33 protein-coding genes and 1 tRNA gene are annotated in these 26,902 nt (G+C 30.6%); 33 read left to right on the plus strand and 1 reads right to left on the minus strand.

The features are described 5' to 3' along the window. Position 1 precedes the first annotated feature (1 nt). From KEC48_RS03385 to KEC48_RS03440, 12 genes are all read left to right on the plus strand, one after another. Entirely contained in the window at positions 2–280 is a 279-nt protein-coding gene (locus KEC48_RS03385) for a hypothetical protein (RefSeq protein WP_211964364.1), read from the plus strand. Between the two features lie 2 nt (positions 281–282). Then, positions 283–570 (plus strand): hypothetical protein, encoded by a 288-nt coding sequence (locus KEC48_RS03390; protein WP_211964365.1) that lies wholly within the window; start codon positions 283–285, stop codon positions 568–570. 135 nt (positions 571–705) lie between these two features. Next, complete coding sequence (locus tag KEC48_RS03395; protein ID WP_211964366.1) at positions 706–1,164, plus strand: hypothetical protein; 459 nt, start codon at positions 706–708, stop codon at positions 1,162–1,164. Next, complete coding sequence (locus tag KEC48_RS03400) at positions 1,161–1,328, plus strand: hypothetical protein (protein WP_211964368.1); 168 nt, start codon at positions 1,161–1,163, stop codon at positions 1,326–1,328. Before KEC48_RS03395 ends, KEC48_RS03400 begins: the two co-directional genes overlap by 4 nt. A gap of 3 nt (positions 1,329–1,331) precedes the next feature. Continuing rightward, positions 1,332–1,619, plus strand: coding sequence for a hypothetical protein (locus KEC48_RS03405; protein WP_211964370.1), 288 nt, complete (start codon positions 1,332–1,334; stop codon positions 1,617–1,619). Next, positions 1,612–1,767 (plus strand): hypothetical protein, encoded by a 156-nt coding sequence (locus KEC48_RS03410; RefSeq protein WP_211964372.1) that lies wholly within the window; start codon positions 1,612–1,614, stop codon positions 1,765–1,767. Before KEC48_RS03405 ends, KEC48_RS03410 begins: the two co-directional genes overlap by 8 nt. Before the next feature lie 105 nt (positions 1,768–1,872). Next, on the plus strand, positions 1,873–2,295 hold the full coding sequence (locus KEC48_RS03415; RefSeq protein WP_211964374.1) for a single-stranded DNA-binding protein: 423 nt from the start codon (positions 1,873–1,875) through the stop codon (positions 2,293–2,295). Between the two features lie 35 nt (positions 2,296–2,330). Further along, positions 2,331–2,513 (plus strand): hypothetical protein, encoded by a 183-nt coding sequence (locus tag KEC48_RS03420; RefSeq protein ID WP_211964376.1) that lies wholly within the window; start codon positions 2,331–2,333, stop codon positions 2,511–2,513. A gap of 39 nt (positions 2,514–2,552) precedes the next feature. Beyond that, positions 2,553–3,002, plus strand: coding sequence for a sigma-70 family RNA polymerase sigma factor (locus KEC48_RS03425; protein ID WP_211964378.1), 450 nt, complete (start codon positions 2,553–2,555; stop codon positions 3,000–3,002). Continuing rightward, a complete protein-coding gene (locus tag KEC48_RS03430; protein ID WP_211964381.1) occupies positions 2,999–3,631 on the plus strand; it encodes a hypothetical protein in 633 nt (210 codons plus the stop codon). The genes KEC48_RS03425 and KEC48_RS03430 overlap by 4 nt, the downstream gene beginning before the upstream one ends. A gap of 162 nt (positions 3,632–3,793) precedes the next feature. Then, positions 3,794–4,438, plus strand: a complete 645-nt coding sequence (locus tag KEC48_RS03435; protein ID WP_211964382.1) for an NPCBM/NEW2 domain-containing protein — start codon at positions 3,794–3,796, stop codon at positions 4,436–4,438. A gap of 49 nt (positions 4,439–4,487) precedes the next feature. Beyond that, complete coding sequence (locus KEC48_RS03440; RefSeq protein ID WP_211964384.1) at positions 4,488–5,741, plus strand: P-loop NTPase fold protein; 1,254 nt, start codon at positions 4,488–4,490, stop codon at positions 5,739–5,741. A gap of 16 nt (positions 5,742–5,757) precedes the next feature. Here the strand turns inward: KEC48_RS03440 and KEC48_RS03445 are convergent, their stop codons facing one another. Then, positions 5,758–5,979, minus strand: a complete 222-nt coding sequence (locus KEC48_RS03445; RefSeq protein WP_211964386.1) for a hypothetical protein — start codon at positions 5,977–5,979, stop codon at positions 5,758–5,760. Positions 5,980–6,486: 507 nt separating this feature from the next. On the opposite strand from KEC48_RS03445, the gene KEC48_RS03450 reads away from it, so the two are divergent. From KEC48_RS03450 to KEC48_RS03550, 21 genes are all read left to right on the plus strand, one after another. Continuing rightward, entirely contained in the window at positions 6,487–6,975 is a 489-nt protein-coding gene (locus KEC48_RS03450) for a hypothetical protein (protein WP_211964388.1), read from the plus strand. Between the two features lie 1,087 nt (positions 6,976–8,062). Beyond that, positions 8,063–8,263 carry a cold shock domain-containing protein gene (locus KEC48_RS03455; protein ID WP_211965384.1) on the plus strand — a complete coding sequence of 67 codons (201 nt, stop codon included), beginning with the start codon at positions 8,063–8,065 and terminating at the stop codon, positions 8,261–8,263. 241 nt (positions 8,264–8,504) lie between these two features. Continuing rightward, positions 8,505–8,588, plus strand: a tRNA-OTHER gene (locus KEC48_RS03460). A 74-nt stretch (positions 8,589–8,662) separates the two neighbouring features. Continuing rightward, positions 8,663–9,004 carry a hypothetical protein gene (locus KEC48_RS03465; protein WP_211964389.1) on the plus strand — a complete coding sequence of 114 codons (342 nt, stop codon included), beginning with the start codon at positions 8,663–8,665 and terminating at the stop codon, positions 9,002–9,004. Further along, positions 9,004–10,752, plus strand: a complete 1,749-nt coding sequence (locus KEC48_RS03470; protein ID WP_211964390.1) for a hypothetical protein — start codon at positions 9,004–9,006, stop codon at positions 10,750–10,752. Before KEC48_RS03465 ends, KEC48_RS03470 begins: the two co-directional genes overlap by 1 nt. A gap of 14 nt (positions 10,753–10,766) precedes the next feature. Beyond that, entirely contained in the window at positions 10,767–12,275 is a 1,509-nt protein-coding gene (locus KEC48_RS03475) for a phage portal protein (RefSeq protein ID WP_211964392.1), read from the plus strand. Positions 12,276–12,397: 122 nt separating this feature from the next. After that, complete coding sequence (locus KEC48_RS03480) at positions 12,398–12,976, plus strand: hypothetical protein (protein WP_211964394.1); 579 nt, start codon at positions 12,398–12,400, stop codon at positions 12,974–12,976. Positions 12,977–12,989: 13 nt separating this feature from the next. Further along, on the plus strand, positions 12,990–14,003 hold the full coding sequence (locus KEC48_RS03485) for a major capsid protein (protein WP_211964396.1): 1,014 nt from the start codon (positions 12,990–12,992) through the stop codon (positions 14,001–14,003). Between the two features lie 15 nt (positions 14,004–14,018). Beyond that, positions 14,019–14,336, plus strand: coding sequence for a hypothetical protein (locus tag KEC48_RS03490; RefSeq protein WP_211964398.1), 318 nt, complete (start codon positions 14,019–14,021; stop codon positions 14,334–14,336). 9 nt (positions 14,337–14,345) lie between these two features. Then, on the plus strand, positions 14,346–14,660 hold the full coding sequence (locus tag KEC48_RS03495) for a hypothetical protein (RefSeq protein WP_211964400.1): 315 nt from the start codon (positions 14,346–14,348) through the stop codon (positions 14,658–14,660). After that, a complete protein-coding gene (locus KEC48_RS03500) occupies positions 14,657–15,007 on the plus strand; it encodes a hypothetical protein (RefSeq protein WP_211964401.1) in 351 nt (116 codons plus the stop codon). Before KEC48_RS03495 ends, KEC48_RS03500 begins: the two co-directional genes overlap by 4 nt. A gap of 3 nt (positions 15,008–15,010) precedes the next feature. Then, positions 15,011–15,301 (plus strand): hypothetical protein, encoded by a 291-nt coding sequence (locus KEC48_RS03505; RefSeq protein ID WP_211964402.1) that lies wholly within the window; start codon positions 15,011–15,013, stop codon positions 15,299–15,301. A gap of 56 nt (positions 15,302–15,357) precedes the next feature. Then, complete coding sequence (locus tag KEC48_RS03510; protein WP_211964403.1) at positions 15,358–15,930, plus strand: hypothetical protein; 573 nt, start codon at positions 15,358–15,360, stop codon at positions 15,928–15,930. 419 nt (positions 15,931–16,349) lie between these two features. Next, entirely contained in the window at positions 16,350–16,760 is a 411-nt protein-coding gene (locus KEC48_RS03515; protein ID WP_211964404.1) for a hypothetical protein, read from the plus strand. An 18-nt stretch (positions 16,761–16,778) separates the two neighbouring features. Beyond that, positions 16,779–17,507, plus strand: a complete 729-nt coding sequence (locus KEC48_RS03520; protein WP_211964405.1) for a hypothetical protein — start codon at positions 16,779–16,781, stop codon at positions 17,505–17,507. Positions 17,508–17,567: 60 nt separating this feature from the next. Beyond that, a complete protein-coding gene (locus tag KEC48_RS03525; RefSeq protein WP_211964406.1) occupies positions 17,568–18,098 on the plus strand; it encodes a hypothetical protein in 531 nt (176 codons plus the stop codon). 38 nt (positions 18,099–18,136) lie between these two features. Continuing rightward, the gene (locus tag KEC48_RS03530) at positions 18,137–18,430 is read left to right on the plus strand and encodes a hypothetical protein (protein WP_211964408.1); all 294 of its coding nucleotides are present in this window, start codon (positions 18,137–18,139) and stop codon (positions 18,428–18,430) included. 34 nt (positions 18,431–18,464) lie between these two features. Beyond that, positions 18,465–19,604, plus strand: coding sequence for a hypothetical protein (locus KEC48_RS03535; protein ID WP_211964410.1), 1,140 nt, complete (start codon positions 18,465–18,467; stop codon positions 19,602–19,604). Positions 19,605–19,617: 13 nt separating this feature from the next. Beyond that, positions 19,618–22,677: a hypothetical protein gene (locus tag KEC48_RS03540; protein WP_211964412.1), complete on the plus strand. Its 3,060-nt coding sequence runs from the start codon at positions 19,618–19,620 to the stop codon at positions 22,675–22,677. Next, entirely contained in the window at positions 22,677–23,036 is a 360-nt protein-coding gene (locus KEC48_RS03545) for a DUF6711 family protein (protein WP_211964414.1), read from the plus strand. Before KEC48_RS03540 ends, KEC48_RS03545 begins: the two co-directional genes overlap by 1 nt. Positions 23,037–23,041: 5 nt before the next feature. Further along, positions 23,042–26,881, plus strand: a complete 3,840-nt coding sequence (locus KEC48_RS03550; RefSeq protein WP_211964416.1) for a tail fiber domain-containing protein — start codon at positions 23,042–23,044, stop codon at positions 26,879–26,881. Positions 26,882–26,902: the final 21 nt, after the last annotated feature.

The raw sequence follows: 26,902 nt of genomic DNA on the forward strand, positions 1-26,902 counted from the left end.
TATGATAGCAAAAGCAATTGATGATATAGGTGATTATACAAATGTAGTTAAAATTGATAAATATGTCAAAAGAATTATAGAACAAGGAGAATACATGGACTTATCTCATGGGAAAGTTGTAGTATTCGTTCCAAAAACAACTGAAAACTTTGTATATGAAATCAATGGCAAATTATATAACAGCATTTGGACAAACACTTATAAAGAATGCGTAGAATTTTTTAATAGATATAAAAGATATGAACAAATGAATTTATTTGATTATATACAGGAGGATTAGACATGAACAAATATGAAGAAGCGTTAGACTTTGCAAAAAAACATTTAGATTCTAAACATGATTTAGAGAGAGTTAGAGTGTTACAAGAATTGGTTGATAAGGCAACACCAAAGAAACCATTACCAAACAAAAAAATAGAAAAAGGAAAGTATATAACATGGAATTGTCCTAATTGCAATAAGTACATATCAAGCGGATATTATTATCCGCCATTAAGAATGGCATATAATCATAAATATTGTTGTGAATGCGGACAGAAATTATATTGGAGTGATGATGATGTTAAATAAAATAAAGAACAAAATAAGAAAAATGTTTGAAATTCATTGTCCTGATTGTGGGGGAATATTGGAATATGAGTTTTATGACCCTGTGCATAAAATAGATGTATTTAGATGTCAAGAATGTGGCAAGGAGTGGGTTTGATGTTGACTAAAGAAGAATGCATATATGCATTGAATAAAATGATTAATACATCTTATTCAAGATGGTACAGAAGACATGGGAAAACAACAAAGCCTTATTTTTTAGATGGTTTTCATAAAAATCCTGTATATAAGGGTGATTATAAAGCCCTGAAAGTTATTGATAAACTTATCAAAGAATACTTTGAACTTCTTGAAAAATTCAACGAAATGGAAAGAACAATCCATTTATTAGAATGTAAATTGGCAGATGTCTATTATCCACGAGCATATGAATTTAAAGAATTAAAAAAGGGAATGTGGGTATGGTATAAACCGTTTAAAGAATGTAAAAAAATTCGTGAACTTAGTGATAATGACAAAAAGTTTAAATGGATTGAATTTGAGGATGGATTTGTCATTGAATATGAAGATTGTCAATTCTTCCCAGTTACAAAGGCTATGGAGTATCAAGAATGACAGAATTATATACAACATTTTATTCTTTGACAATTATTATATGGATTGTATGGGGTATTGTTGCAATTGCTTTTATATTTGCAGGTTGTTTGATTTTATATGAATTACTGATTATGCCAATTTATGAAATGATTTGTGAATATTTAGAGAAGAAAAGGAAGTGAAAGATGATGAAGTATAGAAAAAAGCCAGTAGAAGTTGAAGCTATTCAATGGACTGATAACACAAGTGAAGTAAAGAAATTTTGTGGCAACAAATGCTCATATAACGTAAATGATTCTGCGTGGCAAGTCGGAAAAGGAGTTCCACATGAAGAACTTATTATACATACTCTTGAAGGAGATATGAAAGCAAATAGAAATGATTACATCATAAAAGGAATAAATGGCGAAGTATATCCATGTAAACCTGATATATTCGAAAAAACTTATGAAAAGGTTGATGAAAATGACTAAAGAAGATGTATTAAAACACATAGAAAGAATTATAGACGAAAAAAATAAATCGGGTTATGAAATAAGAAGCTTCGGGGGAAGACATAACGAGATTTATATAACATTCAAAAAAATTGATAAAAACAAAGCGGAAAGAGAGGTTAAATGATGTATATTGATCCATTTTGGTGTGGTGTAGTAGCAGGAGTTATTGGATTGAGTTTATTAGAAATAGTTGGAATTATCTTTTTGGTAAAAGGATGTGATATTACAGATGATAAATAAAGTCATTATTGAAGGGAGGATTGCTAAACCTTTTGACTTAAGAAAAACATCTTCAGGAGCATCAGTTGTTAATTTTTCTATTGCAAGTGAGCGAGTACATAAACAAAGTGAAAAAGAAGTAGATTATATAAATTGTGTTGCTTGGAATAAGGTTGCAGACAACTTAAACAAATTTTGTGATAAAGGATCATTATTGAGTGTTGTTGGAAGATTACAGACAAGAAGCTATTCAAATACAAACGGACAAACTATTTATGTTACAGAAATACTCTGTGAAGAGATCCATTTCTTAGGTAGAAAAACTGATATTGAGAAAAACAAACAACAGCAGGTAGAACAGCAGCAACTTAAAAATGACTTTGATAGTGCATTTGATAATTTTGATATACAACCTGATGATCTGCAATTTTAAAAAGATATAGATAAGGTGGTAAAGGAGAGTTCATTGTGAAAACGAAAATATTATGTTATGTAACCATTTCTGTTTTAATATCTTCACTCTTTTTTATGATTGGTGTTTGTGTTGGAAAGTCATTGCAACCTGTTGTTATCCAAACTGGAGAAACATATCAGTATTATGACCAAGAATTTGATGATCAAGTAGACGAATTAGTTACATGGGATATTTAGTTGTCAAAAGAAAAAATAGATGGGAGGAATAAATAAGAAATGACAGACAGAGATTATCTAGTGAATATTCTAAAATGCTTTTATTTCCTAAAAAGAAAAAGTAAAGACTTATCTCAGGAAATTTTAAGATTAGATTTGAAAATAGAAAATGAAAGAATAGAAATTGCTGCTCATAAATGTGATACTGCTATTGCTGGAGATGGTTGTTCAGTACATTGTTCTAAACCTTTATCTGTTTCGTATTTGATTGACAAGCAAATGGAAGTCAATGAGGAATTAAAAAGAATAAATGAAAAAATTAAAAAAATGGATGAAATTGAAAGAATTACAGAACGTTTGGAAGTTTTGACGACTGAATCACAAATCATAATTAACAATATCTTTCAAAGACAAATGACATTGAATGATGTTGCCAAAATAGAAGAAGTAAGCAAACAGACAATAAAAAATAGATTGGATAAAGCTCTTGAAGAAATGATGCAGCCATGAGTAAAAATCTAGAAAATAAAAATGAAGTTTTAACAAAATCAAAACTTCAGCAATGGTGTGAAGATAAAACTACTAATATTATATCTGATGTTCAGCAATTCTTTGTTGAATGTCCTGAATATAAATCAATGAATGTTTATCCAATATTTTCAAAAATATTAAGCAGAGATAATAAACTTTTAAAATTAAAAGAGAGAAAATTTGATGATCCAGAAGATGTAGAATTTTGCTTTCAATGTTTCCAGGATATTATGGCAACAATTAATTTAAAGGTTGTCTATGTACCATCAATTCAAACATTCTGTATGTTCATGGGTTGGACATCAAGAATATACAAACAGATGTTGAATGATTCTCCTGAAGAAATACAAGATATGATGCAAGTTATTAATGAATACATATTAGAAAATCAAATCAGTGCAGGACAGCAAGGAATATTGAAGCAAAATCTTACAAAGTTCAGAGCACAGATTGCTGGAGATCAAGGACAAAACCTTGTCACTCAAAAAGAGCAAAATGAAGAAAATAGATCTAACAAGAAAATCAAGAGTAAAGAAGAACTACTTAAGGACTTAAAGAACATGGGATATAAAGTTCCAACAGAAATTTCATCAAAACAAAAGTCTTAAAATGCTTTATTTACTCGTGGATAGTTAGCTAGTGAACTCAAAAAAGAGAAACTTACTTAATAGGATAAAATATACCTAAATGTAGCTTCTCTTTTTATATGCACTTTATATTTCTTTGTTTTCAATTTTTATGATATAATAATATGCGGGAGGGCATTAATTATGAAGGGAAATATTGAAAAAAATTCTTGGGCACAAACTATTTTTACAGCATTAGTATCAATAATAGTAGGTTTTTGTGGAGGTTCATATGGTACAGAAATTAAATTAGATGAACATTTAAATAAACTCGATGAACAAATATCATTGCTTGAGGAGGAAAATAAAACTTTAAAATCAGAAAATGAAAATTTAATGAATGAATTAGAGGCATCGTCTGCTGTTTCATTTCCTGAAGGATATTATTATCCTGATTCTGGTATTTATTTGTTGGATGATTTTGATATGATAAATAGCAAGGCATGTCAATTAATTGATGATTCTTCAATAAATATGAAGGGGAATCCACATACAAAAGGTTGGAAATGTACTGGTGAAGGAGAATGTACATTTTATCTTAACAATAAATATAAAATGTTAGAGTTAATTGTTGGCCCTAATGATGCACGCCCAACTGATGCGGATAATAGTATAAGTATAACTGTGTATGTTGATGGTAAACCAATGAATAATATCATTACTCAAAAATATTCTGAAAATCCTAATAAATATACTTTTGATATAAAAAATGGAAATGAGTTGAAAATAACTTGGACCAGAAGTGCATATGCATCTTTTGCAATTACAGAATTAATGGTTTATGAATAACAATTTTTTGTATCGGATATTGAATGATAAATAATAGAAGGTGTAAATAATGGATGAAAAAATTATTGATATTTTACATAGAGATATAGCTGTAAGTAATATCATAGAAGTTGTTGAAACAATGAAAAAGTATCCTAATAATGGATTTATTTTGATTGATGGTGAATGGGGGAGTGGGAAAACAACATTATTAAAATTATTAAAAAAAGAAATCAAAAATGATAATAATGTTATTGAATATAATTGTTGGGAGAACAGTTTTTATACTGACCCATTGATTGCAATTGTTAGTACCGTAACTGAACAGTTTAATAAATTTTATGATATAAATGAAATTGGTCTAAAATTAATGAATTATATTGGCTTTAATATGCCTACATTTAGTTATCAAGGAATTAATATTGATTTGAAGAAGAACAATCCAAATGATGAATATGTTTCGTTAGAAAGCTATATACGAAAATTTAAATCTACCATTTCAAATTTTAATAAACATAATTTCAGTATAGAAAATAAGAAAACAAGAATTATATTGGTTGATGAATTGGATAGATGCCTTCCAGAGTATGCAATTAAAGTTTTAGAAAGACTATATTTGTTATTTAAAGGAGCAAATAATGTTATTGTTATTATTGCGGCTGATAAAGATCAGTTAGAAAATTCTATAAAAACAATATTTGGTTCAGATTTTGACATGAATAGATATTTAAAGAAATTTATAGATTTTACATACGATTTAAATTATGGGGTAGTCAATGATAATAATGTATTAGAAAGATTTCAAAATTATTTTAATCTTTTTGAAACAAACAACTACAATGACGTTATTAATTTAATTTCTTATTTTATTCCTAAAGGAAATATAAGAGAAACAGTAAGTAGAATTGATGATATAATGCGATTTCATAATATATGTTTCAAAGAACATAATGAATATTATATATGTATATTTGAATTGCTTCTTTTTAGTATCGATAAAAAAACATTTAAAGAGATATATAATAACGTTTCTTCAACTTTGAATAAATTTTCTGTAAAATATAAAGATTCAATGCAAAAAGAATTATGTAAGAATATAATCGATTTATGTGATAGATTTTATAGATCTGGAAACAAATTAGATGATATACAAAAAGGATATCAATTATATCTTCAGTACCTATATCATAAAGATGTAATTGATGATAATTTTAAGAATGTGATTGAAAGGTTCTTTAACAATTATATTCTTAATATCGAAAATGAAAACATGGAAATTATAAATAGTATTCATGAATATCTTATTCAAAAAAACAACGGATAAACGTAAAAAGGCGAACTTAATCGCCTTTTTCCATCAAACTATAAACGTTATTTCTATCACGTATACATAAGTCAACATCCAATATTTCGCAAATTTTAATAAGATCACTGACTTTATAATTGTTTCGGTACAATTTATTGTTAAGTGATTGTTCTTGCATTCCTAACTGGTCAGCAATTTGATTGTAAGGAATATTTTTTTGATTCGAAATGAATCTGATAATTTTTGATGGTTTCATTTTTGTTTTTCCCTCCAGACAGATGAGTGCAGACAGATGCCCATAGACACATACCCCACACATCACCCAAATGTTAATTTTTACATTAAAATTATAGCATTTGAATCATATAAAAACAAGCTAAAAATAATCACAAAAACAGTATATATTAATCAAAAACGATTAAAAATAACTGTTGACAATGTATTTTGTGGGGTGTATAGTGAAATTGTAATTAGAGAGGGAAACAAAAAAACCACGATTTGACATAATAAAAAGCCCTCTTGATTACAAACAAAAGGGCTAGAGATTTGTTTTCTTCCTTTGTAGTCTTCCGGAGCTACTTATAAGGCGGAAAGGAGGGGAACCAATGAATAAGCTAACTCATTTAATTCGTGAAATAAGATTGTTGATTAACGCCATAATCAGACTTATAAAAGAATTAAAAAAAGAAAGTTTATAGGGCTACCAACCTTTTATAAACATTTCTCTAGTCCTCATTATAATAGAAAGATGAGGAAAAATCAAATGGAAAAGAAAGAACTAAGAAAAGAAATTACACAGCAACTAAAAGAACTTGGATTGAAAAGAAAAGATTATTCTTTAAGAATTAGAGAAAGTGGATATGCTGACACTTATATAAATATTGAACTTAAAAATCCATATGTCAATATTGCCGATGTTGATAATGCTTTGAAAAAATATAATGACATTCGCAGAGATATAGCAACTTGCGAAGTATTACAAGGATGTAATACATTTGTTAATGTACAATATGAATATGGACTATTTGAAGAGGTTTCAAAAGCATATGATCAGGAAGCAAAAGAAATAATAGAAGCTTCTAAAAATAATGAAGCACAAGAAATATATAGAATTAAAAATAATTCTTGTTATTTGATAAATGACGATGGGTTATTAATAGTACGAATGGACGGAGTAGGAAGAAAGATTATTTACGATTACAGAGGCTTAGCAATCATATTGTTTAAGATTAAAACATTAAATATATTTTAGAAAAAGGAGAGGAAAGGAAAAATGAAATTAATAATAAAGCTTATGATCTGGTTGCTTGCATTTCCTGTTATGTGCTTTGTTTGGCTAATGCAAGGGCTTATGAGAATGAAATAAGATGGCATCTTGAAATATAGATGTCTTTTTTATCTGCCTTTTCCTAATCGCTTTAAATTAGCCGTTTTAAGCAACGTTTGCATAAACATATATAAACATCCTCTTTATCGTTTTCTTTTTCTGTTTCCTTTACATGCTTTCTCTATTCGCCCTTTAAATATAATTATTCTTAATTAAATATTATTTATTATACTTATGTATAGTATTCTTATTATTTACTATCTTAAATATCTTTTTCTTACTTAAATATTTAATGTATTTATTCTATTATTTAATGTATTAATAAGTATTTAATGTAGTAATTATTTATTCTTCTTCCTCTCTATATATTATATTTATTTAATTAAGTATTATATATATATCTATGCTTTTATGGAACTGTTGGGCAGGAAAAGGGAGGGGATAAGAGCAGATTGCAGCTTTATAGAAATAAAAAAGTTGATACTCTGCTATAGATAGTCAAGTGCTGCTACTGATAGCAAAATGATGACTATCAGACTATCGGTAGTCAAATAAAATATATAAAGTGTTGATTTGCTTCAACATCAAATAAACGATCATTTTACTATCGATAGTCAAATTAATAGTTTTGATATAATCATCTATTATAAATAAAATGATGATTTAATAAGGTTTTTTTATGAAATTAATATAATTTGTTAGTTTATTTGTTAGTTTATATCAGTTGAATGACTCCAAAGAGTACCCCACCCCTATTTTTTGAAAAAATTTTTTAGGTATAGTTACCCCCATCCACCGCTCGCAAGTTTTTTAAAATGTCTAATAAAACATTTTAAAAATATATCAAAAATATATAGTTTTGAATTTATCTATATGAAAATCGTATGATTTGACTTGTAAACTTGACAAAATGATGTTACAATGTGCACGTAAGATATAGAAACGAGCAATTCTTAAAAAAGGGAGTTGCTTTTTTTATTTATCTAAAATGAAAGAAAGGAAAATTTTGAATATGAAAGGTACAGTTAAAGTTTTTGATGCGAAAAAAGGATATGGTTTTATTTCTGTAGATGATCATGGAGATGTCTTTGTTCATTATACAGGGATCAATAGTGATGGTTTCAAGACATTAAAGAAAGGACAGGAAGTTGTTTTTGATGTAGAAAATGCAGAAAGAGGACAAAAAGCTGTCAATGTCACAGTTATTAAATAAATAAAGGGTATGTAAGGTTTCATGGCAACATAATAGCCATGATGTGGTGCAATCAAGTTTTCTTAAAATGTTGTTTTTGGTAATTGATAAAGACAAGTGTTTCACCAGCAAAGTTTGACTCCACAAGATGGTTAGTTGATTATGACATATGTTCCCTCCAATTTCTTTTATTTTCTTTGATTGCACAAAATACAAAAAAAGATGCAAATGTACATATCGCCTTGTCTTTGCATCATCATATGGATAAGTAGCTTAATAGGTAAAGCAGTGAGTGCACATAAAAACTAGGAAACAATTGATATGGGTTCAAATCCCATCTTATCCGTTTATATGCATTATAGGATAGTTTTAAAAGAGCTATCTTTTTTATTTATACACGAAGAAAGGAAGGAGATAATTATGCTTGCTTCAGGTACAAATGTTACATTAAGACCATACAAGACATATAAAAATAACCCGGAAAATAACGTTGCTGTTGGTTATGGAGAAAACAAGCGTGGCAAGTTTTTGAAGTTCCAGGTTATGGATGTCAATAGCGGTTCGAAAAAGGCTACAGGTTTTTTATATGTCAATGTTCATACGGACCTTCCTTTGAAAGTTTTTGACATGGTTACAATTGATCAGATTTTATATGTCCAGCGTAAATTCAATGTTGTTGTAATAGGAATTACAATTAAACAGACTAATCCAGAAATTTTAGAAATGCCAAAAGAAGATATATTTGAAGGAATTGATTTTTAATGGAAGATTTTTCAGTATTGATCAATGCATATCATCAGGCATTTTTAAATTCCAATTACAACAATATAGGTAATATGTATAGCGTTGCAAACAATCTATACGATGCGATGTATCAGCATTATGAATATTGTGTAGATATAAATGATGTGAAGCAACAATACAGAATATGCAAGATTATAGATGATGATGTTTTAGAAAAATTGGATAATGCTGCTCTTATGTCTAAGAATATTAAAGCTGCCGAGAAAATAGTCAGATTGAGAAAATTGTTCTTTGCATTGAGTGCTAGAAGAATTCTTAAGAATTTTGCCTTATATATTGAACAGTACAAGACAAAAAAAGTCTGGGATAAAACGATGCAGACAATGGAATCGCTTTTTTATTACGGAGATATATTTTCTGTTTCGTCAAATCTCAATCTTTTGCGAGGTTCCATGATGCCATCTATGGGTAAAAGCTATTATGCAAATCTTTTTTGTGCCCAATCTATGGGAAACAATCCCAATATACAAATTCTAAGAATAACTTATTCAGATGATTTATGTATTTCGACTACAAGACAGACTGCCAATATCATCAACTCAAAGGCTTTCAGAGAAGTTTTTCCAAGATATTATCAATATGATGGGGATAGAATTTTTAAATCACAGACATCTTATCAGATTTGCCTTGTAGATTGTGAAGATGAGTACAATCTGAACGCTGTCACTAGAGAAGGACAAAGTACTGGGAAACGTGCTCAAATTCTCATTATTGATGATTTGTTGAAAGATGATACAGAATCATACAATAAAGATTTGCATAGTAGAATGTTGAATAGATATGAATCTACATGGAGCTCTCGTGCCGATGATGAAAATCTAAAGATTATGCTGCTAGGGACAATGTGGGCTGATACAGATCTTTTGAATATTCTTTACGATAGAGCCAGTGAAGACACTGAGTTAATCACAGACCCTAAGCATAAATATACAGAGGTCGCAGCTGATGGAACATCAGTTTGGATAGGAATTCCTGCGCTAGATGAAAACGAGGAATCAACATGTCCTTTAAGATATTCGACAGCTTTTCTTAAAAAGAAAAGAAAAAACATGGATAATTTCTTATGGATGTGTGTATATCAGCAAAATCCTATTGCACCTGAAGGTCTTGAATTCGATTGGTCGTGCTTAAATCAATATGATTCATTACCTGAGATGGAGATTGAATCAAGATATGCATCTCTTGATCCTGCTCGTAAAGGAAAAAACTACGTATCAATGCCAATATGCTACAAATATTCAATGTCAGACAAGCATTATCTTGTTGATTTTCTGTATAAAAAGAAATCCATGAAAGAATTGTACGATATCATTGTTGATAAGATTATTGAGCATAGGTTGAACAAACTTGTATTGGAAAACAATATTGATACATCTCTCAAGGAGGTTTTGGATGAAAAACTTCATACTAAAGGTTATTTTGGTTGCACTATTATTGAAAAATACTCAAGTGTCAACAAAGAGAAAAGAATCAATGATCATCAAGGGGACATTAGAGGAATGATTGTCTACCCTAGAAAGAACATGTATCCACCGAGTACCGATATGGGAAAAGCAATGCAGGGAATTACATCGTATTCTTTTAATTATCCAAATAAATTTGATGATGGTATAGATTCTATTGCTATGTATGTAATGGAATTTATAGATGAGAAAAACAGTTTTGCAAAGGTGACTAGCTTTAATAGAGCTAAATTTGGAATATAGAAGGGAGGTTAATTATGAGTAATGTAGGAGTTGATTATGATGATATTGCACCTCAGCAACCTTTGACATCATCAAAGGAAGAAAATAATCCAAGAATAAAATACAGATTTGGAAGACGTGTCATCAAAGTGCCATTAGATGAAGGATCGATAAATGAAATAACGTTGCAAAGATATTTGCCTTTTGTATTGAGAAAGCATCAGCTTAATCAAAATGACTGTGTTCATTTTGATAAAGTCTACAGAGGAGATACAAACATCTTTGACAAGACTAGAGAAATAAATCCTGAAAAGAAAAATACCATCATATCTGAAAATCATGCACATTATATGGTTGAATTCAAAAAAGGATATATGTTTGGAAATCCACTTAAATATTCATCTACGGATGATAATGTTTCAACAGATGATATAAGTTATCTTAATAAATACATTGTTGAACAGCAGAAACCATCTAAAGATGTAGAACTTGGAGAAATGGTTTTTAAAAATGGAAATGCATATAGGATGATTTTACCTAAGCCATATGGAAAGGTAACAAACATCAAAAAGGAATCACCATTTGAAATTATAAATTTAAAAAATGAATTTACTTTTGTTGTATATTCAAGTAATTTTACAAATAAAAAGTTATTTGCTGGTATCATATCTACGGTTGATTCTCCTAATCCAAATTCAGTTAGATATGAAATTCTTGTGTATACAAGAACTCATACATATAAATTCAGATGCTGGTCCTTATCTCCAGGATGGGAAAACATAGATTTTATATCAAGTAAAGTGCATTATCTTGAATATATTCCAATTGTTGAATATTATACGAATACTGCAAGACTAGGAGTCATTGATATTGTAGAAACGATTCTTGATGCAGCAAATGATGTGAGCTCTGATTCTGTTGATAATATTAATGACTTTGTCAATAGCATATTAGCGATATACAATATGGAAATTGATAAGGATTCAAAGAAAGAAATAGATGAGAATAAAGCTATTTCACTAAAGACAACAGATCCTTCACGACCGGCAGATGCAAAATATCTAACAAACGCATTACAGCAAAGTGATGTTATGACAAAATATGAGCAATTGATAAAAGTTGCCTATAACATTGCTGGTGTACCCCAACCAACAACCAAATCTACATCTGGAGGCGATACGGGAGATGCCAGAGAGCTAGCTGGTGGATGGGAGAATGCAAATATTATTGCTAAGCAAAATGAAGAACCATTAAAGCAAGGAGAAATTATGTGCTTAGAAATAATGTTAAGCATATGTAGAAAAATGCCAAATTGTCCTGTTAATGAACTATATCCATGTGATATAGAAATTAATTTTAACAGAACAAATAGAAACAATCTGCTTGTGAAAACACAGTCATTGCAAAATCTCATATCAATGAATGTTCCTAAAGAGATTGCTTTGAATATTGTGGAATTAACTTCTAATACTCATGAAGTTGCATTACTTTGGGAAAAAGAAGAAGAAAAAGTGAAAAGTATGAAATTAGAAAATAATGAATAGTTATTTTCTTTTTTATATGTCAGAGAAGACATTAAAACGCAGATAGACAGAGAAGTCTAACCATAAAAAACGCAATATGGGGCAGAGAAGCCTACTTAACAAACGCAGGAGGATTATAAATTATGAAAGAAACAAAGTATTTATTAAATCTACAGATGTTTGCAGATCCTGAAGATGGAAATGGTAATGGAAATCAAGAACCACAAGAAGAAATGGTATCAAAAAAGCTTTTTGACAAACAGGCTAGTGAAATTGCGAGTTTGAAAAAACAATTAAAAGCAAAACAAACTGATGATGAAGCTGCCTTAGAAGCACAAAAAGAAAAAGACAAAGAGCTTGAAGAATTAAGAATGTACAAACAAAAAACATCAATTAAAAGTGGACTTACAGCAAAAGGAATTTCTGATAAGGAAGCTGAAACTATTGCAGATGCTATTTTATCTGGAAAGGCAGATGCTATTGCAAAGGCAATTGGAGAAAATTTTGAATCCTCACAATCTGCACTTCAAAAGGAAATTGATACATTAAAATTATCTGGCATTGAAAAGCCTGGCGGTTCATCTAATACAGAAGAAACAACTGTTGAGGATTTTGCAAAAATGGATATTGATCAAAGAATTAGATTAAAGAATTCAAATCCAGAATTATTCAAAATTTTAAATGAACAACATAAAAAAGAAGTACAAAAAAATAGAATTTAAGGAGGTAATATAAATGGCTAGAACTGGTGAAGTAAATGGTTTTTACTTTGATAAAGAAGTCTTTACTGATTACATGCAAGAACAATCTTGCTTGAATAATTTATTGATTGCTAGTGGCGTATTGATGTACGACCCAATCATTGAGGAAGCATTAGGTGGCAAAAATAATGTTGCAACCATCCCATCTTTTTTATCTATTGATAATGAAAGTGATGCATTAAACGATGATGGTGAAACAAATAATACTCCAACAGAGTTGACAGGAAATAAGCAAACTTTAATGGCCATTGCTCGTATGAAAGCATGGAAAGAAAAAACATATACACGTTACTTAACAGGGGTATCTCCATTAAAAAATCTTGCAAACAATTTGGTTGTTCCATATTGGACAAATCAATGGGAAAAAGTAATTTTTTCAATTTTAAAAGGAATTATGGGTACAACAGGCATGGCTACTCATAAGTTAGATTTATCTGTTACAACAGGGACTATTACAGATGCGAATAAAATTGATTTAACAACACATATTGATTTAGGGCAACAGGCTTTAGGAGATAAAAGAAACAATTTTGCTCTTATGATTGCACATTCTCAAGTTGCTGCTAACTTAAAGAAAAAAGAGATTGCTGAAAGTGGAAAAATCTTTAGCGAAGTATTAGGCATTGACATTAAAGTATATAAAGTTGGAAATATGGTTTTATTAGAAACTGATACTGGAACAGTTGATACTACAGTAGCACAGTTCCCTGTATATAGCACATATATGTTAGGACGTGGAACTTTCTTGACATGCCCTAAAACTGTACATAATCCATATGATGTAAAATATGATCCTGAAGATAGTGGTGGAGTTGAAAAACTATACACTAAACAGGCAAGAGTATTGCATCCAAATGGTTTTTCATTGAAAGTTGACAATATTGCTAAGGAATCACCAACTAATACAGAATTAGAAACTGCTACTAACTGGGAATTAAGAATCAATCATAAAAATGTTCCAATTGCTTTGATTAAATCAAATGGATAAGGAGTGTGATTAAACATGGCATATATTATGCATAATTCAAAACCTTATTATTTTGATGGAACAAAGGCTTATCCATGCACTATTACCGGAGATTCTATTACTGTCCAATTTGACAAACCATTATCAGATACAGTTACACCTACTGAAATACTTAACGAACATCTTATTCGACATAAATTAGGAATTAAGATGATTGATGGATGGGATGATGTAGAAGATAAGGTTATTAAAGTTACAAATAAAACAGTAACATCTATCGAACAAGAACCACCTGTAGAAGATGATGAAGAAGAAACTGGAACACAAGATCAACAGGAAAAATCAGTCAAGTAGGTGAATAATTTGGATATCAAAGAATTATTCAAGAATGAAATAGATAATTTGAAAAAACAATATCCAGATAAGGATGTTGAAAATGAAGTAGAAAATGCAGTCTATATTTATCTTGGACTAAAACAAGAATTTGAGAAAGAAACGTTTAATAGCTATGAAAAGAACTGGATTAAGCGATGTGCAGCTGAATTGCTAGAACGTGATGCAGATACAAGAAATGTAGCTTCATATGCTGAGAACGGATATAGTGTATCATATTTTGAAAGTTTTATTTCTTTAGATTTACGAAGGGAAATATTCCCTAAGGTAGGTACTATCAAATGATTATACAAAAGAGAAAGTGTCATCTCGCTTCATTTTTAAAAACAGGAAAAGATGATGAAGGTAATCCAATTAATATATATGATGAACCTATTGTATTTGAATGCTCTTTAAATTCTGTAGATGCTGAGTATGAAATAGCTATTTTCGGCGATAAAGTCAATAAAATGTTTAAGACAGTTCTTGATTATAAACAATGGATCAATAAGATTAAGGAAAAAGACGCTATCTATCTATTTGATAGCAATCCTGACAATGAATATAATCATGGAGATAATTCTAATTATTTTGTTTCATCGGTTAGACCACAAAACAAGAAGATAATTGTATATTTTGAAAAGAGGATTTAGTGTATGACAAAATATATAATCAGTAATGAATTATCCCAAAAAGGAATTGCTAAAACAATAAGAAAATTAGAGTTGATTCAAAAGAATTTATCAAAACTTGAATTGGAATTTAAGAAACGTTCTTTAGATTATATCGAGAAAAGAGCTAGATATCACATCAACAATACAATAGGTGGTAGTCAATGGTATCAAATCACACATACATTAGAGAATAGTTGGATTAAGGATTATGATGTTGGAACCTTAATTAATTATTGTTGGTACAGTGCATTAACAAGAACTAGTGCACTATAAATCGAGCAAAATCGGTGAAAGCTAAAATCAAGCATACTAAGTAAGGAGCTGATCATATGAAAAGAAACAAAAAAGGACAATTCGTTAAAGGACAATTTAAAGATTATACTAATATGCGAAGTGGTAATCTTGTCGCTTTGTCTTATTCACATACTGTATGCAAAAAAAATGCAAGAAGAACTTATTGGAATTTTAAATGTGATTGCGGAAATATCAAAACTCTTAGAGTTGATACTGTTTTTAGCAGATCTCATCCAGTAACTTCTTGTGGATGTTTAAAGAAAAAACAAGATAATTTGAATTTAAATAGGAAAGGTAGTATGCCAAAAAATGAGGATTGTGTACATACTAGAAAAAATAATTTATATTCGAGATGGCTAGGAATGAAGCGACGTTGTTATAACAAAAAATTTAAACAATATAAAGATTATGGTGGACGAGGAATTAAAATATGTGATGAATGGTTGTATAATTTTGAATCTTTTTATTATTGGGCAATTAATAATGGATATAGAAAGGAATTGGAAATTGATAGAATAGATAATGATGGAAATTATTGTCCTGAGAATTGTAGATGGGTTACTCATAAAGAAAATATGAATAATCGAAGATATTCTAAAAAATGCTAACACCGAGGTAACTTTATAGATTACGAAAGGCTATAAAGCACCGTAGAGCATAGAAAGTGAATAAATATAATCTTTCCACGAGTGTTCGACATCACTATGTGATGATGATATATGCCGAACTTATAGGAAACTATAAGAGCTAAAGGATAAAAAGCCTTTAGGATAACAAAATGAGTAGTTGAGTTTGGTACAGGAGTAAAAGGAGAAGGTACGCATCCTGATTCAAAAGGATATCAATATGATGTTAATGGTCATGGGAATTCAGGCTGGTATTTTGATTATGAAGGAGAACTTCACTTTACAACGGGTATGGAAGCACATAGATTTATGTTCAATGCTATACAGGATTATGTTGTAGGGAATGAATATAAAAGAATATTTTCAAAATCTTTCAACGCTGTTATGGGAGGTATATTGAAATGATATTATTTGACAATATCAAAAATGGACTTGATTCATTTTTATCTAAAAACAGCAAGTATGCTCCACTTTTAACAACAGTTCCCAGTGATGGTACATTTCCTAATGTTGTCATAGAAAAAATTGATGATAGAGAGCATGCGTGCGATAACACAAGAAATAGCGTGTTTTCTACATGGTCTATAGAATTAAATATCTATGCAGTTTCTACAACGTTTGAAAATAAGAGAATTTCTGCACGCAGTGTAGCAGTTGAACTAGAGGATTTAATCAGACAGTATTTAGGTGAAAAAATGGGACTCAGACGAACATACGATAAGCCCACACCGAATGTTGATCAGTCTGTTTATCGTATTACAATGAGATTTCAAGTAAAAATAAATGACAAAAGAAATAGTTTTATAAGATAAAAAGAAAGGATGATGTAAATGGCTTTATTTAATGATGCACAGGAAACAAGAGCTCGTCTAGGTATGGGCTCTGCCCTGTATTCAAATTACTTCAATGAAGATGGCAAATTTCAGTTTTTGATTCCTACTGTTGAAACACCATTTATTGGTAGTGATGTAGCTGAAGTTGAAATTAAAGTTTCAAGTTCATCAGTTGTAACAAAAATTAATGGTGTAGAAACACTAAATGCAGCAGAAACGAATGTCTATATGCATCGTGATTGTTTGAGATTGTTAGAAAAACTAAATGGTAAAGATATTGAATTAATCTCTATGGCAGGTGACTTTACTGGATTTAGATATTCAGCAGCAGTATCTTATACACCTAGCAATGCAGCTATGGACGATGCTTGGCAAGGTACTATTAAATTGACACCAAAAACAAAACCGGTTTATGTTGAAAACTGTTATGAGTTAATCATTCCAACAGCTTTCTTTGAAAGCAATATTGATTCTGTTATTGAACTTGAAACAACAACAGGAACTTTTTCTCAAGACATTGAAATGAAACAGGAAGGTGCAACGTTTACCGCTGAAGTGGATAAAAGTGCAATTGCAACAGCACAAGTATCATCAAAAAAGTTGACTATTACAGGGAAAGCTAAAGGAAGTGCAATTGTGACTTTAAAATCATCTTTAGAAGGATATGCATCTTGGGAAACAACAATTCTTGTTATTGTTCCAGAGGCTGATGATTTAGGAGTATAAAAAAACAAATATTTTTAGATTAGGAGCTTTAATAAGCTCCTTATTTTTATAGGAGGGTCTATGTTTAAAAAAGAAATTTTAAGTTTTAATGGTAAAGATTATATTGTAACTCTAACAAGAAAAGCTATGTTAGAAATAGAGGACAGACAAAGATTGGCTGCTAAGAAAACAGCCGAAGATGAAACTGCAATAGAAATTCTATCTCAGTTAAGTGATCTAGAAAATATGGATGCTGAACTCGAAAAGATTAATGAGATGAAAGAGGGAAAAGCGAAAGATAAAAAGTTAATTGAATATAACAAAAAATATCTTCCTTTGACTTTAAAAATGAGTTCTAGTTCAATGTTTGATGAATCTATTGATCCTTTTGAAGTTGTTTATATTCTTATTAAAAATTACCCTAAAAACGATCCTTTATCAAAAGAAGAATATGAAAATGGATTGTTTGAATTAGAAGAAAAAATGGGTCTTGTCGAGTTAGAAATAAAGTTTAAGGAGATGTATGACAAAGTTTTTTCAGAGATTGGTCTTGTAAAACAGGCTCTACAAGATCATCAAAAGAAACAGAATCAGGAGAAATTACCAAGCTAGATTATAAAACGTATCGAGAATATGTATATGATTATCTTTTGCCTTTAGCTATACAGTGTCATATGCCATTGGATGAATTCTGGTATGGTGATGAAGAACTACTGACAATTTATGTCAAAGCTTATTATGAGGATGCAAGATACCATGCCTGGATTAATGGATATTATACTTACATTGCTAATGTGATTTCTACTTCTAATACGTGGGGTGGAAAAGATGGTAAAGATGTAAAATATCCTGATTACAATGAAGAAAAAAATAAATATAAAGTTGAAATCAAGGAAAAACCGAGAGGCAAAGATGATAATCATTTTCTTTCTCAATTTTATTAGAATAATAATTTTTTAGGAAGGAGGGCATGGATGAATGGCTGATTATGATACAAGTGTTGGAGTGCAATTGTATGATGATTTTTCTAAAATACAATCAGAGTTGCCTAAGCTAATTGCTAAACTTAATGAATTGAAAACAGTATTGGGAACAATCAGTGGAATTAAAATTGATTCTCGACAAATAGCAAATATGACTTCGCAAGTGAATAAATTGGTATCAAATTTAAATGGTATAAAAGATATAAAAAATGTTTTCAATGAAATGAATAAATCATTAAATGGTATTAACTCTACAAATATCAAAAGCATGAGAGAAGAAATAGCAAAGTTAAAGCAACAATACAAATCTTATATAGATACTTTGAATAAAAATAATGGTACCTCTATAAAAAATAGCAATATTCAAAATAAAACACCATACAATAGCACTTTAAATGCAAATGATTTGTATGGAACAAAGAATCAAAATATTACTTCATATATTAGACATATGAATGAAGGAATTTCTAGTATTGATAAAAATGCTAGAAACACAAAAAGAAGTATAAGTGATATGTTTTCTATTGGAAAAATGTACTTCTTTTTTAATTACGCAAAACAGATGTTTAGAGGATTAGGTAACATCATTACAAGTGCAATGGATTTCACAGAAACAGAAAACTATTTTGCACGTGCAATGGGAAATATGTATGACAGAGCTATGGAATTCCAAAATAAACTTACGGAAATGTATGGTATGTCTGCAAATACGATGATGAATGCTCAAGCATCTTATAAAAATATGATTGGTTCATTAGGTGGATTATCTGATGAAATGGCATATAAACTGTCAGAAACTGTTACAAAGATGACATTGGATTTTTCATCTTTATATAACGTTGATTTTGAGAGTGCAACTCAAAAATTTCAGTCTGCCTTATCTAAACAGGTAAGACCTATACGTAGTACATCAGGATATGATATTACTCAATCAGTTCTTGGTGCTACTGCATCAAGTCTAGGAATAGATAGATCTATTTCGCAAATGAACGAGCTAGAAAAACGATTACTTGTTATTTTGACTTTGATGCAACAGATGCGTAATTCAGGAGCAATGAACGATTTTTCCAGAACCATTGAACAACCAGCAAATCAATTGCGTATCTTACAGGAACAATTGCAAAGAAGTAGGTAGATGGATAGGTTCTGTGTTCTATGGAACAATAGGAGCAATCTTGCCATATGTTAATGGTTTTGTTATGGCCATAAAGGAACTGGTAAAAACTTTTGCGTTATTTGTAGGCTTTGAAATTCCTGATTCTAGTGGAACGACAGGTACTATTTTAGATAGCTATGGCGATTCTATTGATAACATTAATTCAGGCATTAGTAGTGCAGGAGCAAATACTGATAAAGCGACAAAGAAAGCTAAAGAATGGAAAAATGTCTTAATGGGATTTGATGTTGCTAATGTTCTTCCAGATCAATCAAGTTCAGATAGTGGTTCAAGTGGTTCTGGAGGAGCGGGTGGAACTGGTGGAATGTCAGTAGATCCACGAATTTTAGATGCTTTAAATAAATATAAATATCTTTTTGATGATATTCATATGAAAGCCATTGATATTAGGAATGAATTATTGAAATGGGCTGATATTGCGGGAAAAGCAATAAATGAAAATATATTTAAGCCTATTCAAAATTCATGGAAAAAATATGGTCCATCTACAATAAAGAATTGGAAAGATTCCTTTGACGATCTACAACATATTGCATCAGGTGTTTTCGATGTTGTAGGAAATAAATGGAAACCATTTTTCAGTTCGGCAAGTGATTTGTTCTTTAGCTTGCTTGATACAGCTTCTTTAGTTACATCTACTGTGACATCTTTCTTTAGAAATGTATGGGATAGTGGAGGAAATTATTTTCTCGAAGGAATTTTTGATTTATCTACATCATTTATCAAATTGGCAACTGCAATAAATGATGAATTTATAAAACCGGTTGTGAGTGGATTTAAAAATACATTTGGTGTTGTACTAGGTAAAATATTAGGTACTGTTTTAGGAATGCTAGGTAAGTTCATGACTGCTCTATCTAAATTAGTAACGTGGATTTCTAAAAATACCACTGCAGTTAAGTTGCTAGGAACTGCTTTGACAACAGCCTTTACTGTCATTCAGATTGGAAAAATTTCACAGTTATGGAATTCTATGTCAAATGGTTTAAGTATCACACAAAAGCTGACTCGTTTATTTGTTGAACATACAAAGATAGGCGAAAAGTTATTTTTAGCGTATGCAGATGGTAGTGGAAAGTTTAATATATTAAAAAATGCATGGAATTCTGGGTTAGGTGTTGTAAGAAATTTTCTTACTAATTTAAGCAATATGATAAATAAAACTGATTTAGCAGTTGTTTCAACAGATGCATTAACAACATCTACAACTAGCATGACATTAGCACAAAAATTATGTGCGACAGCTACTGGTGTATTGCAAACGGCTTTGAGTTTCTTGGCAGCACATCCTCTTGTTGCGGTTGGTCTTGCAGTAGGCACTGTTGTAACAGGGTTGATGGCATTTTCAACAGCACAAGGAAATGCAAAGCGTTCGATTGAAGATTGTTCGGAAGAAATTCAGCAACAATATGAAGATTTCAAAAGTCTATCTGAAGGTATAGATTCTGCAAAGGATAGTATGCAATCACAAATCGATGATACTAATGTTCAGGTGGAACTTATTCAAAAATATATAGATAAACTTCATGAAATGGAAGATGAAGATGGATATGTAAAAAATATTGAGTCAGCTAAAACATTAATTAGTGAAATTAATGGTATTCTTCCAGATACTGTATCTATTACTGAAGATGGTAAAGTTGCTTGGCAAAAGAGTAATGAGCAAATTCAAAAGTCAATAGAATTGTTAAAACAACAAGCAAAACAACAAGCTTATCAAGAGGTATATATTGAATCTTTAAAAGCACAAATTCAACAAGAACAAAAATTAAATGAAGCAAAGGAAAAATTAAATGATTTATATGAACAAGCCGAAGCTTCATATAATGAATATTTAGAATCTTTTGAAAATGGTACAAGAAGATATGATGAACAGAAATTAAGCTATGATGAATATATTGAATCGCTAAAAAATGGAAATACCGAATTATCTGATCAAATTACTCTCGTTAATGAAATGCAGGGAGAATTTGATAAGACATCACAAAGTGTATCTTATTATAGTGATAAGTTAGATGAGGCAGTAGAATCTATAGGACAAACTACTGAAGCAACTAAAGAAATGTCTGCTTCTACTGAAAAAGCATATGAAAACATTGGTAAAAGTGGTCAAAAAGAAATTGGCAAAGTTATTAGCTCATTAAAAGATTATGATAAAAAGATAGACGAAACTGGAAAGAAGCAAGAAAAGAATTCGGATAAACAAATAAAAACCTATCAAAAGGAAAGAAGTCTTAAGTTGTTGGAACTAACTAAAATGGCTGATGATTATGGCTTAACGTATGATCAAATTATTGATTTGGCTCAAAGTAAAGGAATAGACTTATCAGAGCAGGAACAATCAACCATGAAAGCAATATTAGAAGTTTATAAAAATGGTGGAAAAAATGCAGGAGATAACTATATTGATAGATTGACTCAAGAAATAAATAATGGGAAGTCAGATACTATAAATTCAGCTGTATCAAATGTAAATAGTGCAAACAGTGCAATTAGTAAGTTGCCACTTAGTATCAAATCAGTAGTTGAATCGGCTACATCAAAAGCAAAAACTGTTGTTAGCAATGCACAAAAGAATATTGGTAACATCAATATTAAATCGACTGTAAAAGAAGCAGCTAATGCAAAGACTGCAGGGAAAAATGCTGGAAAATCTTTTAAAAATGGATTTTCTTCTGTTTTATCTACTATTCAGACAACAATTAATGGAGTTACAAGTTTAATAGGAAGTATTAGATTGTTCGCTAGTGGTGGATTCCCTGATGTTGGGCAAATGTTCATAGCGAGAGAAGCGGGTCCGGAGTTGGTTGGTACTATGAATGGTAGAACAGCAGTTGCTAATAATTATCAGATAGAAAATGGGATTTATCGTGCAGTTAGACAGGCAATGCTAGAAGGAAAGGCATATGAAAAAGGTGGAGATTTATACATAACTATCCAAAATGAAGATGGCTCTAAAATTGAGAAAGTTATAAAGAATTATAATGAATATATGAAACACACAGGTGGGAAAGGAGGCTTTATTATTTAATGGAAGCTATATTAAAAGTTGATGATACAAATATTCCTGACCCTACTTCAATAACAATAAGTAGAAACAAAGTGTGGGCACAAAACACAGGACGCACAAAATCAGGAAAATATGTTGGTGATTTAGTTGCTGTAAAATGGCGTATTGATGCAACATGGAATAATATTTCTGAAACAAAAGCACAAGAGATAATTAATGCCTTTGAACCATCCTTTGTCAATGTAAGATTTAAGAATCCAAAAACAAAATCTTTTGCTACTGCAAAATTCTATGGTGGAGATGAAACTCTTAATGTTTACAATTATGAAATTGAGAAAGCAGTATATGAATCTGTTTCATTATCAATTGTAGAGGTTTAATTTATATGATTAATGTAAGTGAACTATTTAAACAGGTAGCAAATAGAGATAGTAGAACATTCAGAGCAAAAGCCATTATTAATGATATTGAATATAAGGAATTCAGAGAAGTGAAGATCACACAAAGCTGTGAATCGAACACTTCTCTTTCATTTGGTTCAACATCTAGTGCATGTTTGAATGTGACAATTGTAGATGTTGATAAAGGTGTTATTCTTACAGGACAGAAAATTAAATTATTCATTGGATTAAAAACAAATGATAGTTTAGATATGTTTGATGATGATAGTGCTTATACGTATATTCAAGTTGGAGAGTTTAATGTTGATACTCCTTCATGGGAAGATAGTGATGTTAAAATTACTGCTTATGATCATTTCTATTTATGTGAGCAAGGTTTCTTCACAAATTTGTCTGGAATGCAAAAAGTTAAGAACATTGTTTCAGAACAGTGCACTAAACTAGGTATTGAGTTTGTAGATGATATAGAAGATGTGTCTTATAATGTTGATGTTTTGAAAGGATTAACTATCCGTGAAGCCTTTGGTTATTTAGCATCATTTTTAGGAAAGAATGCTAGATTTGATAATTTAGGAAAATTACAGTTTGTTTGGTATACAGATAGTCAATTAACAATTGATTCAGATAGATTTTCATCTCCATTAACTATTGGAAATGCTTACGCAATAGGAAGTTTAAGTTGTATAGTTAGAACCACTACAACTAATGATGATGGTGTGACTCAAAATGAAGATACAACATATACAAGCGGATCAGGAGAAGGTATATCATTCTCTAATTTATACATGACTCAAGAAAGATTAAATACACTTCTTTCAAGAATTAAGAATTTTAGTATCAGAAGTGCTCAATTAAATTGGAATATGGCATTGCCTCAAATTACTGTTGGAGATATTATCAATGTCAAGGATGTTGATAATACCATATATGTGATTCCTATTATGGAATATACAATCGATATTGACGGAGGGTGCTATGGCACTGTTAAATCAAAATTTGTGTCACAAACTGAACAGTCTAAAGAATTCAAAGGTTCTTTATCGCAGCAAGTTGAAAGAATTTATACAGATTATGGTTCTTTTAAAGAAATCATTACTGAAAAGATTACAGCTTTTAATGGTGAGTTTGTACAAATAAATGCTGATTTTGTAAATGTCAATCAAAAACTAACTGCATTGGAAGCAAAAATTGGAGATTTAGATGTAACTGAACTAAGTGCAAGAGTTGCTACAATTGAAGAAGCATACATATCTAAGGCACAGGTAGAACAGCTATATGCTACGAAGGCTGAGATTGGAACTATTTCAGCTAATGTTGCAGAAATTCAAGAAGCAATGATAGGTGTTGCATATGTTGATGATTTAAATGCTCTTGAAGCTAAGATAAACGAGATAGAAGCAGGTTCTGTTACTACTGATTATCTTGAAACCAATTATGCAAAGATTGATTTATCTAATATTGAAAATGGTTGTATCACAACTGCAATGATTGGAACAGGTGTTGTTGGAACAGCTCAGATTGCTGACGGATCAATAACCGATGCTAAAATTGTTGGTCTTACTGCTAATAAATTGACTGCTGGAACAATAGATGCAAGTGATATAGAAGTTATTAATCTAAACTGTGCTAATTTGACAGTTGGAACAATCAATGGTCAACAGATAGCTAATAATGCTATTGATTGGGATAAATTAAACAGTCAGGTAAGTGGAACAATCAATAATGCAAATACAAATGCCAACCAAGCCTTAGAAGATGCTTTAGAAGCTATGCAAGAAGCACAAAGTGCTGCTAATGCTGCTCAGTCTGCACAGACAACAGCAAATGGTAAGAATACTGTTATTTATGCAACAGCTCAGCCTTCAACAAGTGGAAGAAAAACGAACGATATATGGTTTGATACTGATGATGGAAATAAAATGTATTATTTCAATGGTACATCGTGGGTTGCTGCACAATTTGGCACAAATGCAATTAAGAGCGCTAGTATTACAAATGCATTGATTGCCGATGCTGCAATTAATAATGCTAAAATATCAAATTTAGATGCAGGAAAAATAACTACAGGAACTTTAAGTGCAGATAGAATTGGTGCTAATTCTATTACCAGTGCAAAAATAGCAGCAAATGCAATTATAGCTGGAAAGATTGCAGCAAGTGCTGTGACTACATCAACTATTGCAGCTGATGCGGTCAATGCTGATAAAATAGCTGCTAAATCTATTAATGCGGAACATATAAATGGTGCAATTATCACTGGAGATATGATTGTTGCTAGTACTATTACAGGTGCAAAAATTGCTGCCAAGACAATAACAGCAAATAACATTGCAGCCGATACGATTACAGCTGCACAAATCGCATCTGGAACAATAACATCGACTGAAATCAATGTTGGTTCTGTTAAAGCTGCTATATTAACAGCTAATTCTATTACGTCAACAATGATTGCTGCGAATGCTATTACGTCAGATAAAATTGCTGCTAATGCAATTACGAGTGCAAAGATTGCTACTGATGCAATCAAATCAAGAAACTATGTTGCAAATAGTGCGGGTTCATATTTGAATTTACAAGATGGTTCATTTACATCTAAAAATCTAAAATGGACATCTGACGGAACGTTAACAGCAACTAATGGAAATTTCAGTGGAACTATCACTGCGACAGATGGAAAAATAGCTAATTGGATCATAAGTAGCACATCAATGTCTTGTACAAATACGGCTGATGATGGATGGACATATACGACGAGAATTTCTGGTGCAACAAGTATCACGTCATCATCTACAAATATTGTTATATATAGACAAAAAAGTGGTACTACAGAATACTTGTTTCATGTTCGCCCAAGTGGTGAAATGATGGCAACAAATGCAAGAATAACTGGCACAATAACTGGTTCTACTATATCAGGTTCAACAATCAGTGGTGGAACGATTTCAGGCGCTTCAATAACTGGTGGAAGCATTACATCAAATACAAGCATTAATGTAACAACGGATTTAAAAGTAGGTAAAAATATTTATTTAGATCAAAATACTCCTAATACCATCAAAACTATACAGTTTAATGGTAATAACTATATACAGAATATAAATCTAAGCAGTAACAATAGCTATATAAAAATGCAATCTAATTATCGTGCCGCATTAATGGCGAATGGTGGAGCAAGCGTTGTTGTAACAGGGAATGCATATGGGAAAGTTGGGGTAGAACTGACAAATCCAGGTGATACGATTGTTTTTGAACAATCATCGAATTCAACATATAGTGCATTTTTCCGTCCTAATTCAAACGGGAGAGTAACATTAGGAATTGCTTCTAATAGATTTTTTAGACTGTATCAATCTCAGGGAAGCATAGACACATCTGATGAAAGAAAGAAGCATAACATATTACCTATCAAAGATAATTATGTATATGAAAAATTATTCAACTCACTAATTCCTAAAACTTACTGCATGAACAATGATGATATTGTTGAAAACAGCAAAGTTCATATTGGATTTATTGCTCAAGATATTGCTAAAACTTTATCAAGCCTGAATCTCAATGAAAATGAAACAGGGTTGATTGATTATGCATGTTGGACTGATGAAAATGGGAATCAGAAAGATGAATATGGTTTATGCTATTCAGAGTTTATAGCGTTGAATACTCACATGATACAAAAGACAATATTAAGAGTTGATAATCACGATAAGGAACTTCAATATTTAAGAAACAAAAATATTCAATTAAGACAGGAATTAAAAAACACCCAGGATAAATTAGATGCGTTTATTAATGGAAATTATCAGATAAGAGAAGTCATTGCTTAAAGCTTCTCTTATTAAATAACA

It is taken from the genome of Clostridium sp. C1, assembly GCF_018223625.1.
Lineage (GTDB): Bacteria > Bacillota_I > Bacilli_A > Erysipelotrichales > Coprobacillaceae > Allocoprobacillus.

Bases quoted from the DNA above. Each gene is read 5' to 3' on its own strand.
- KEC48_RS03470 (WP_211964390.1), top strand. From the start codon at position 9,004: ATGGAAGATTTTTCAGTATTGATCAATGCATATCATCAGGCATTTTTA.
- KEC48_RS03450 (WP_211964388.1), top strand. From the start codon at position 6,487: ATGGAAAAGAAAGAACTAAGAAAAGAAATTACACAGCAACTAAAAGAA.
- KEC48_RS03500 (WP_211964401.1), top strand. From the start codon at position 14,657: ATGATTATACAAAAGAGAAAGTGTCATCTCGCTTCATTTTTAAAAACA.
- KEC48_RS03525 (WP_211964406.1), top strand. From the start codon at position 17,568: ATGTTTAAAAAAGAAATTTTAAGTTTTAATGGTAAAGATTATATTGTA.
- KEC48_RS03430 (WP_211964381.1), top strand. From the start codon at position 2,999: ATGAGTAAAAATCTAGAAAATAAAAATGAAGTTTTAACAAAATCAAAA.
- KEC48_RS03520 (WP_211964405.1), top strand. From the start codon at position 16,779: ATGGCTTTATTTAATGATGCACAGGAAACAAGAGCTCGTCTAGGTATG.
- KEC48_RS03400 (WP_211964368.1), top strand. From the start codon at position 1,161: ATGACAGAATTATATACAACATTTTATTCTTTGACAATTATTATATGG.
- KEC48_RS03475 (WP_211964392.1), top strand. From the start codon at position 10,767: ATGAGTAATGTAGGAGTTGATTATGATGATATTGCACCTCAGCAACCT.
- KEC48_RS03435 (WP_211964382.1), top strand. From the start codon at position 3,794: ATGAAGGGAAATATTGAAAAAAATTCTTGGGCACAAACTATTTTTACA.
- KEC48_RS03440 (WP_211964384.1), top strand. From the start codon at position 4,488: ATGGATGAAAAAATTATTGATATTTTACATAGAGATATAGCTGTAAGT.
- KEC48_RS03390 (WP_211964365.1), top strand. From the start codon at position 283: ATGAACAAATATGAAGAAGCGTTAGACTTTGCAAAAAAACATTTAGAT.
- KEC48_RS03465 (WP_211964389.1), top strand. From the start codon at position 8,663: ATGCTTGCTTCAGGTACAAATGTTACATTAAGACCATACAAGACATAT.
- KEC48_RS03410 (WP_211964372.1), top strand. From the start codon at position 1,612: ATGACTAAAGAAGATGTATTAAAACACATAGAAAGAATTATAGACGAA.
- KEC48_RS03505 (WP_211964402.1), top strand. From the start codon at position 15,011: ATGACAAAATATATAATCAGTAATGAATTATCCCAAAAAGGAATTGCT.
- KEC48_RS03405 (WP_211964370.1), top strand. From the start codon at position 1,332: ATGATGAAGTATAGAAAAAAGCCAGTAGAAGTTGAAGCTATTCAATGG.
- KEC48_RS03515 (WP_211964404.1), top strand. From the start codon at position 16,350: ATGATATTATTTGACAATATCAAAAATGGACTTGATTCATTTTTATCT.
- KEC48_RS03455 (WP_211965384.1), top strand. From the start codon at position 8,063: ATGAAAGGTACAGTTAAAGTTTTTGATGCGAAAAAAGGATATGGTTTT.
- KEC48_RS03485 (WP_211964396.1), top strand. From the start codon at position 12,990: ATGGCTAGAACTGGTGAAGTAAATGGTTTTTACTTTGATAAAGAAGTC.
- KEC48_RS03415 (WP_211964374.1), top strand. From the start codon at position 1,873: ATGATAAATAAAGTCATTATTGAAGGGAGGATTGCTAAACCTTTTGAC.
- KEC48_RS03445 (WP_211964386.1), bottom strand. From the start codon at position 5,979: ATGAAACCATCAAAAATTATCAGATTCATTTCGAATCAAAAAAATATT.
- KEC48_RS03510 (WP_211964403.1), top strand. From the start codon at position 15,358: ATGAAAAGAAACAAAAAAGGACAATTCGTTAAAGGACAATTTAAAGAT.
- KEC48_RS03490 (WP_211964398.1), top strand. From the start codon at position 14,019: ATGGCATATATTATGCATAATTCAAAACCTTATTATTTTGATGGAACA.
- KEC48_RS03545 (WP_211964414.1), top strand. From the start codon at position 22,677: ATGGAAGCTATATTAAAAGTTGATGATACAAATATTCCTGACCCTACT.
- KEC48_RS03535 (WP_211964410.1), top strand. From the start codon at position 18,465: ATGGCTGATTATGATACAAGTGTTGGAGTGCAATTGTATGATGATTTT.
- KEC48_RS03550 (WP_211964416.1), top strand. From the start codon at position 23,042: ATGATTAATGTAAGTGAACTATTTAAACAGGTAGCAAATAGAGATAGT.
- KEC48_RS03425 (WP_211964378.1), top strand. From the start codon at position 2,553: ATGACAGACAGAGATTATCTAGTGAATATTCTAAAATGCTTTTATTTC.
- KEC48_RS03480 (WP_211964394.1), top strand. From the start codon at position 12,398: ATGAAAGAAACAAAGTATTTATTAAATCTACAGATGTTTGCAGATCCT.
- KEC48_RS03395 (WP_211964366.1), top strand. From the start codon at position 706: ATGTTGACTAAAGAAGAATGCATATATGCATTGAATAAAATGATTAAT.
- KEC48_RS03385 (WP_211964364.1), top strand. From the start codon at position 2: ATGATAGCAAAAGCAATTGATGATATAGGTGATTATACAAATGTAGTT.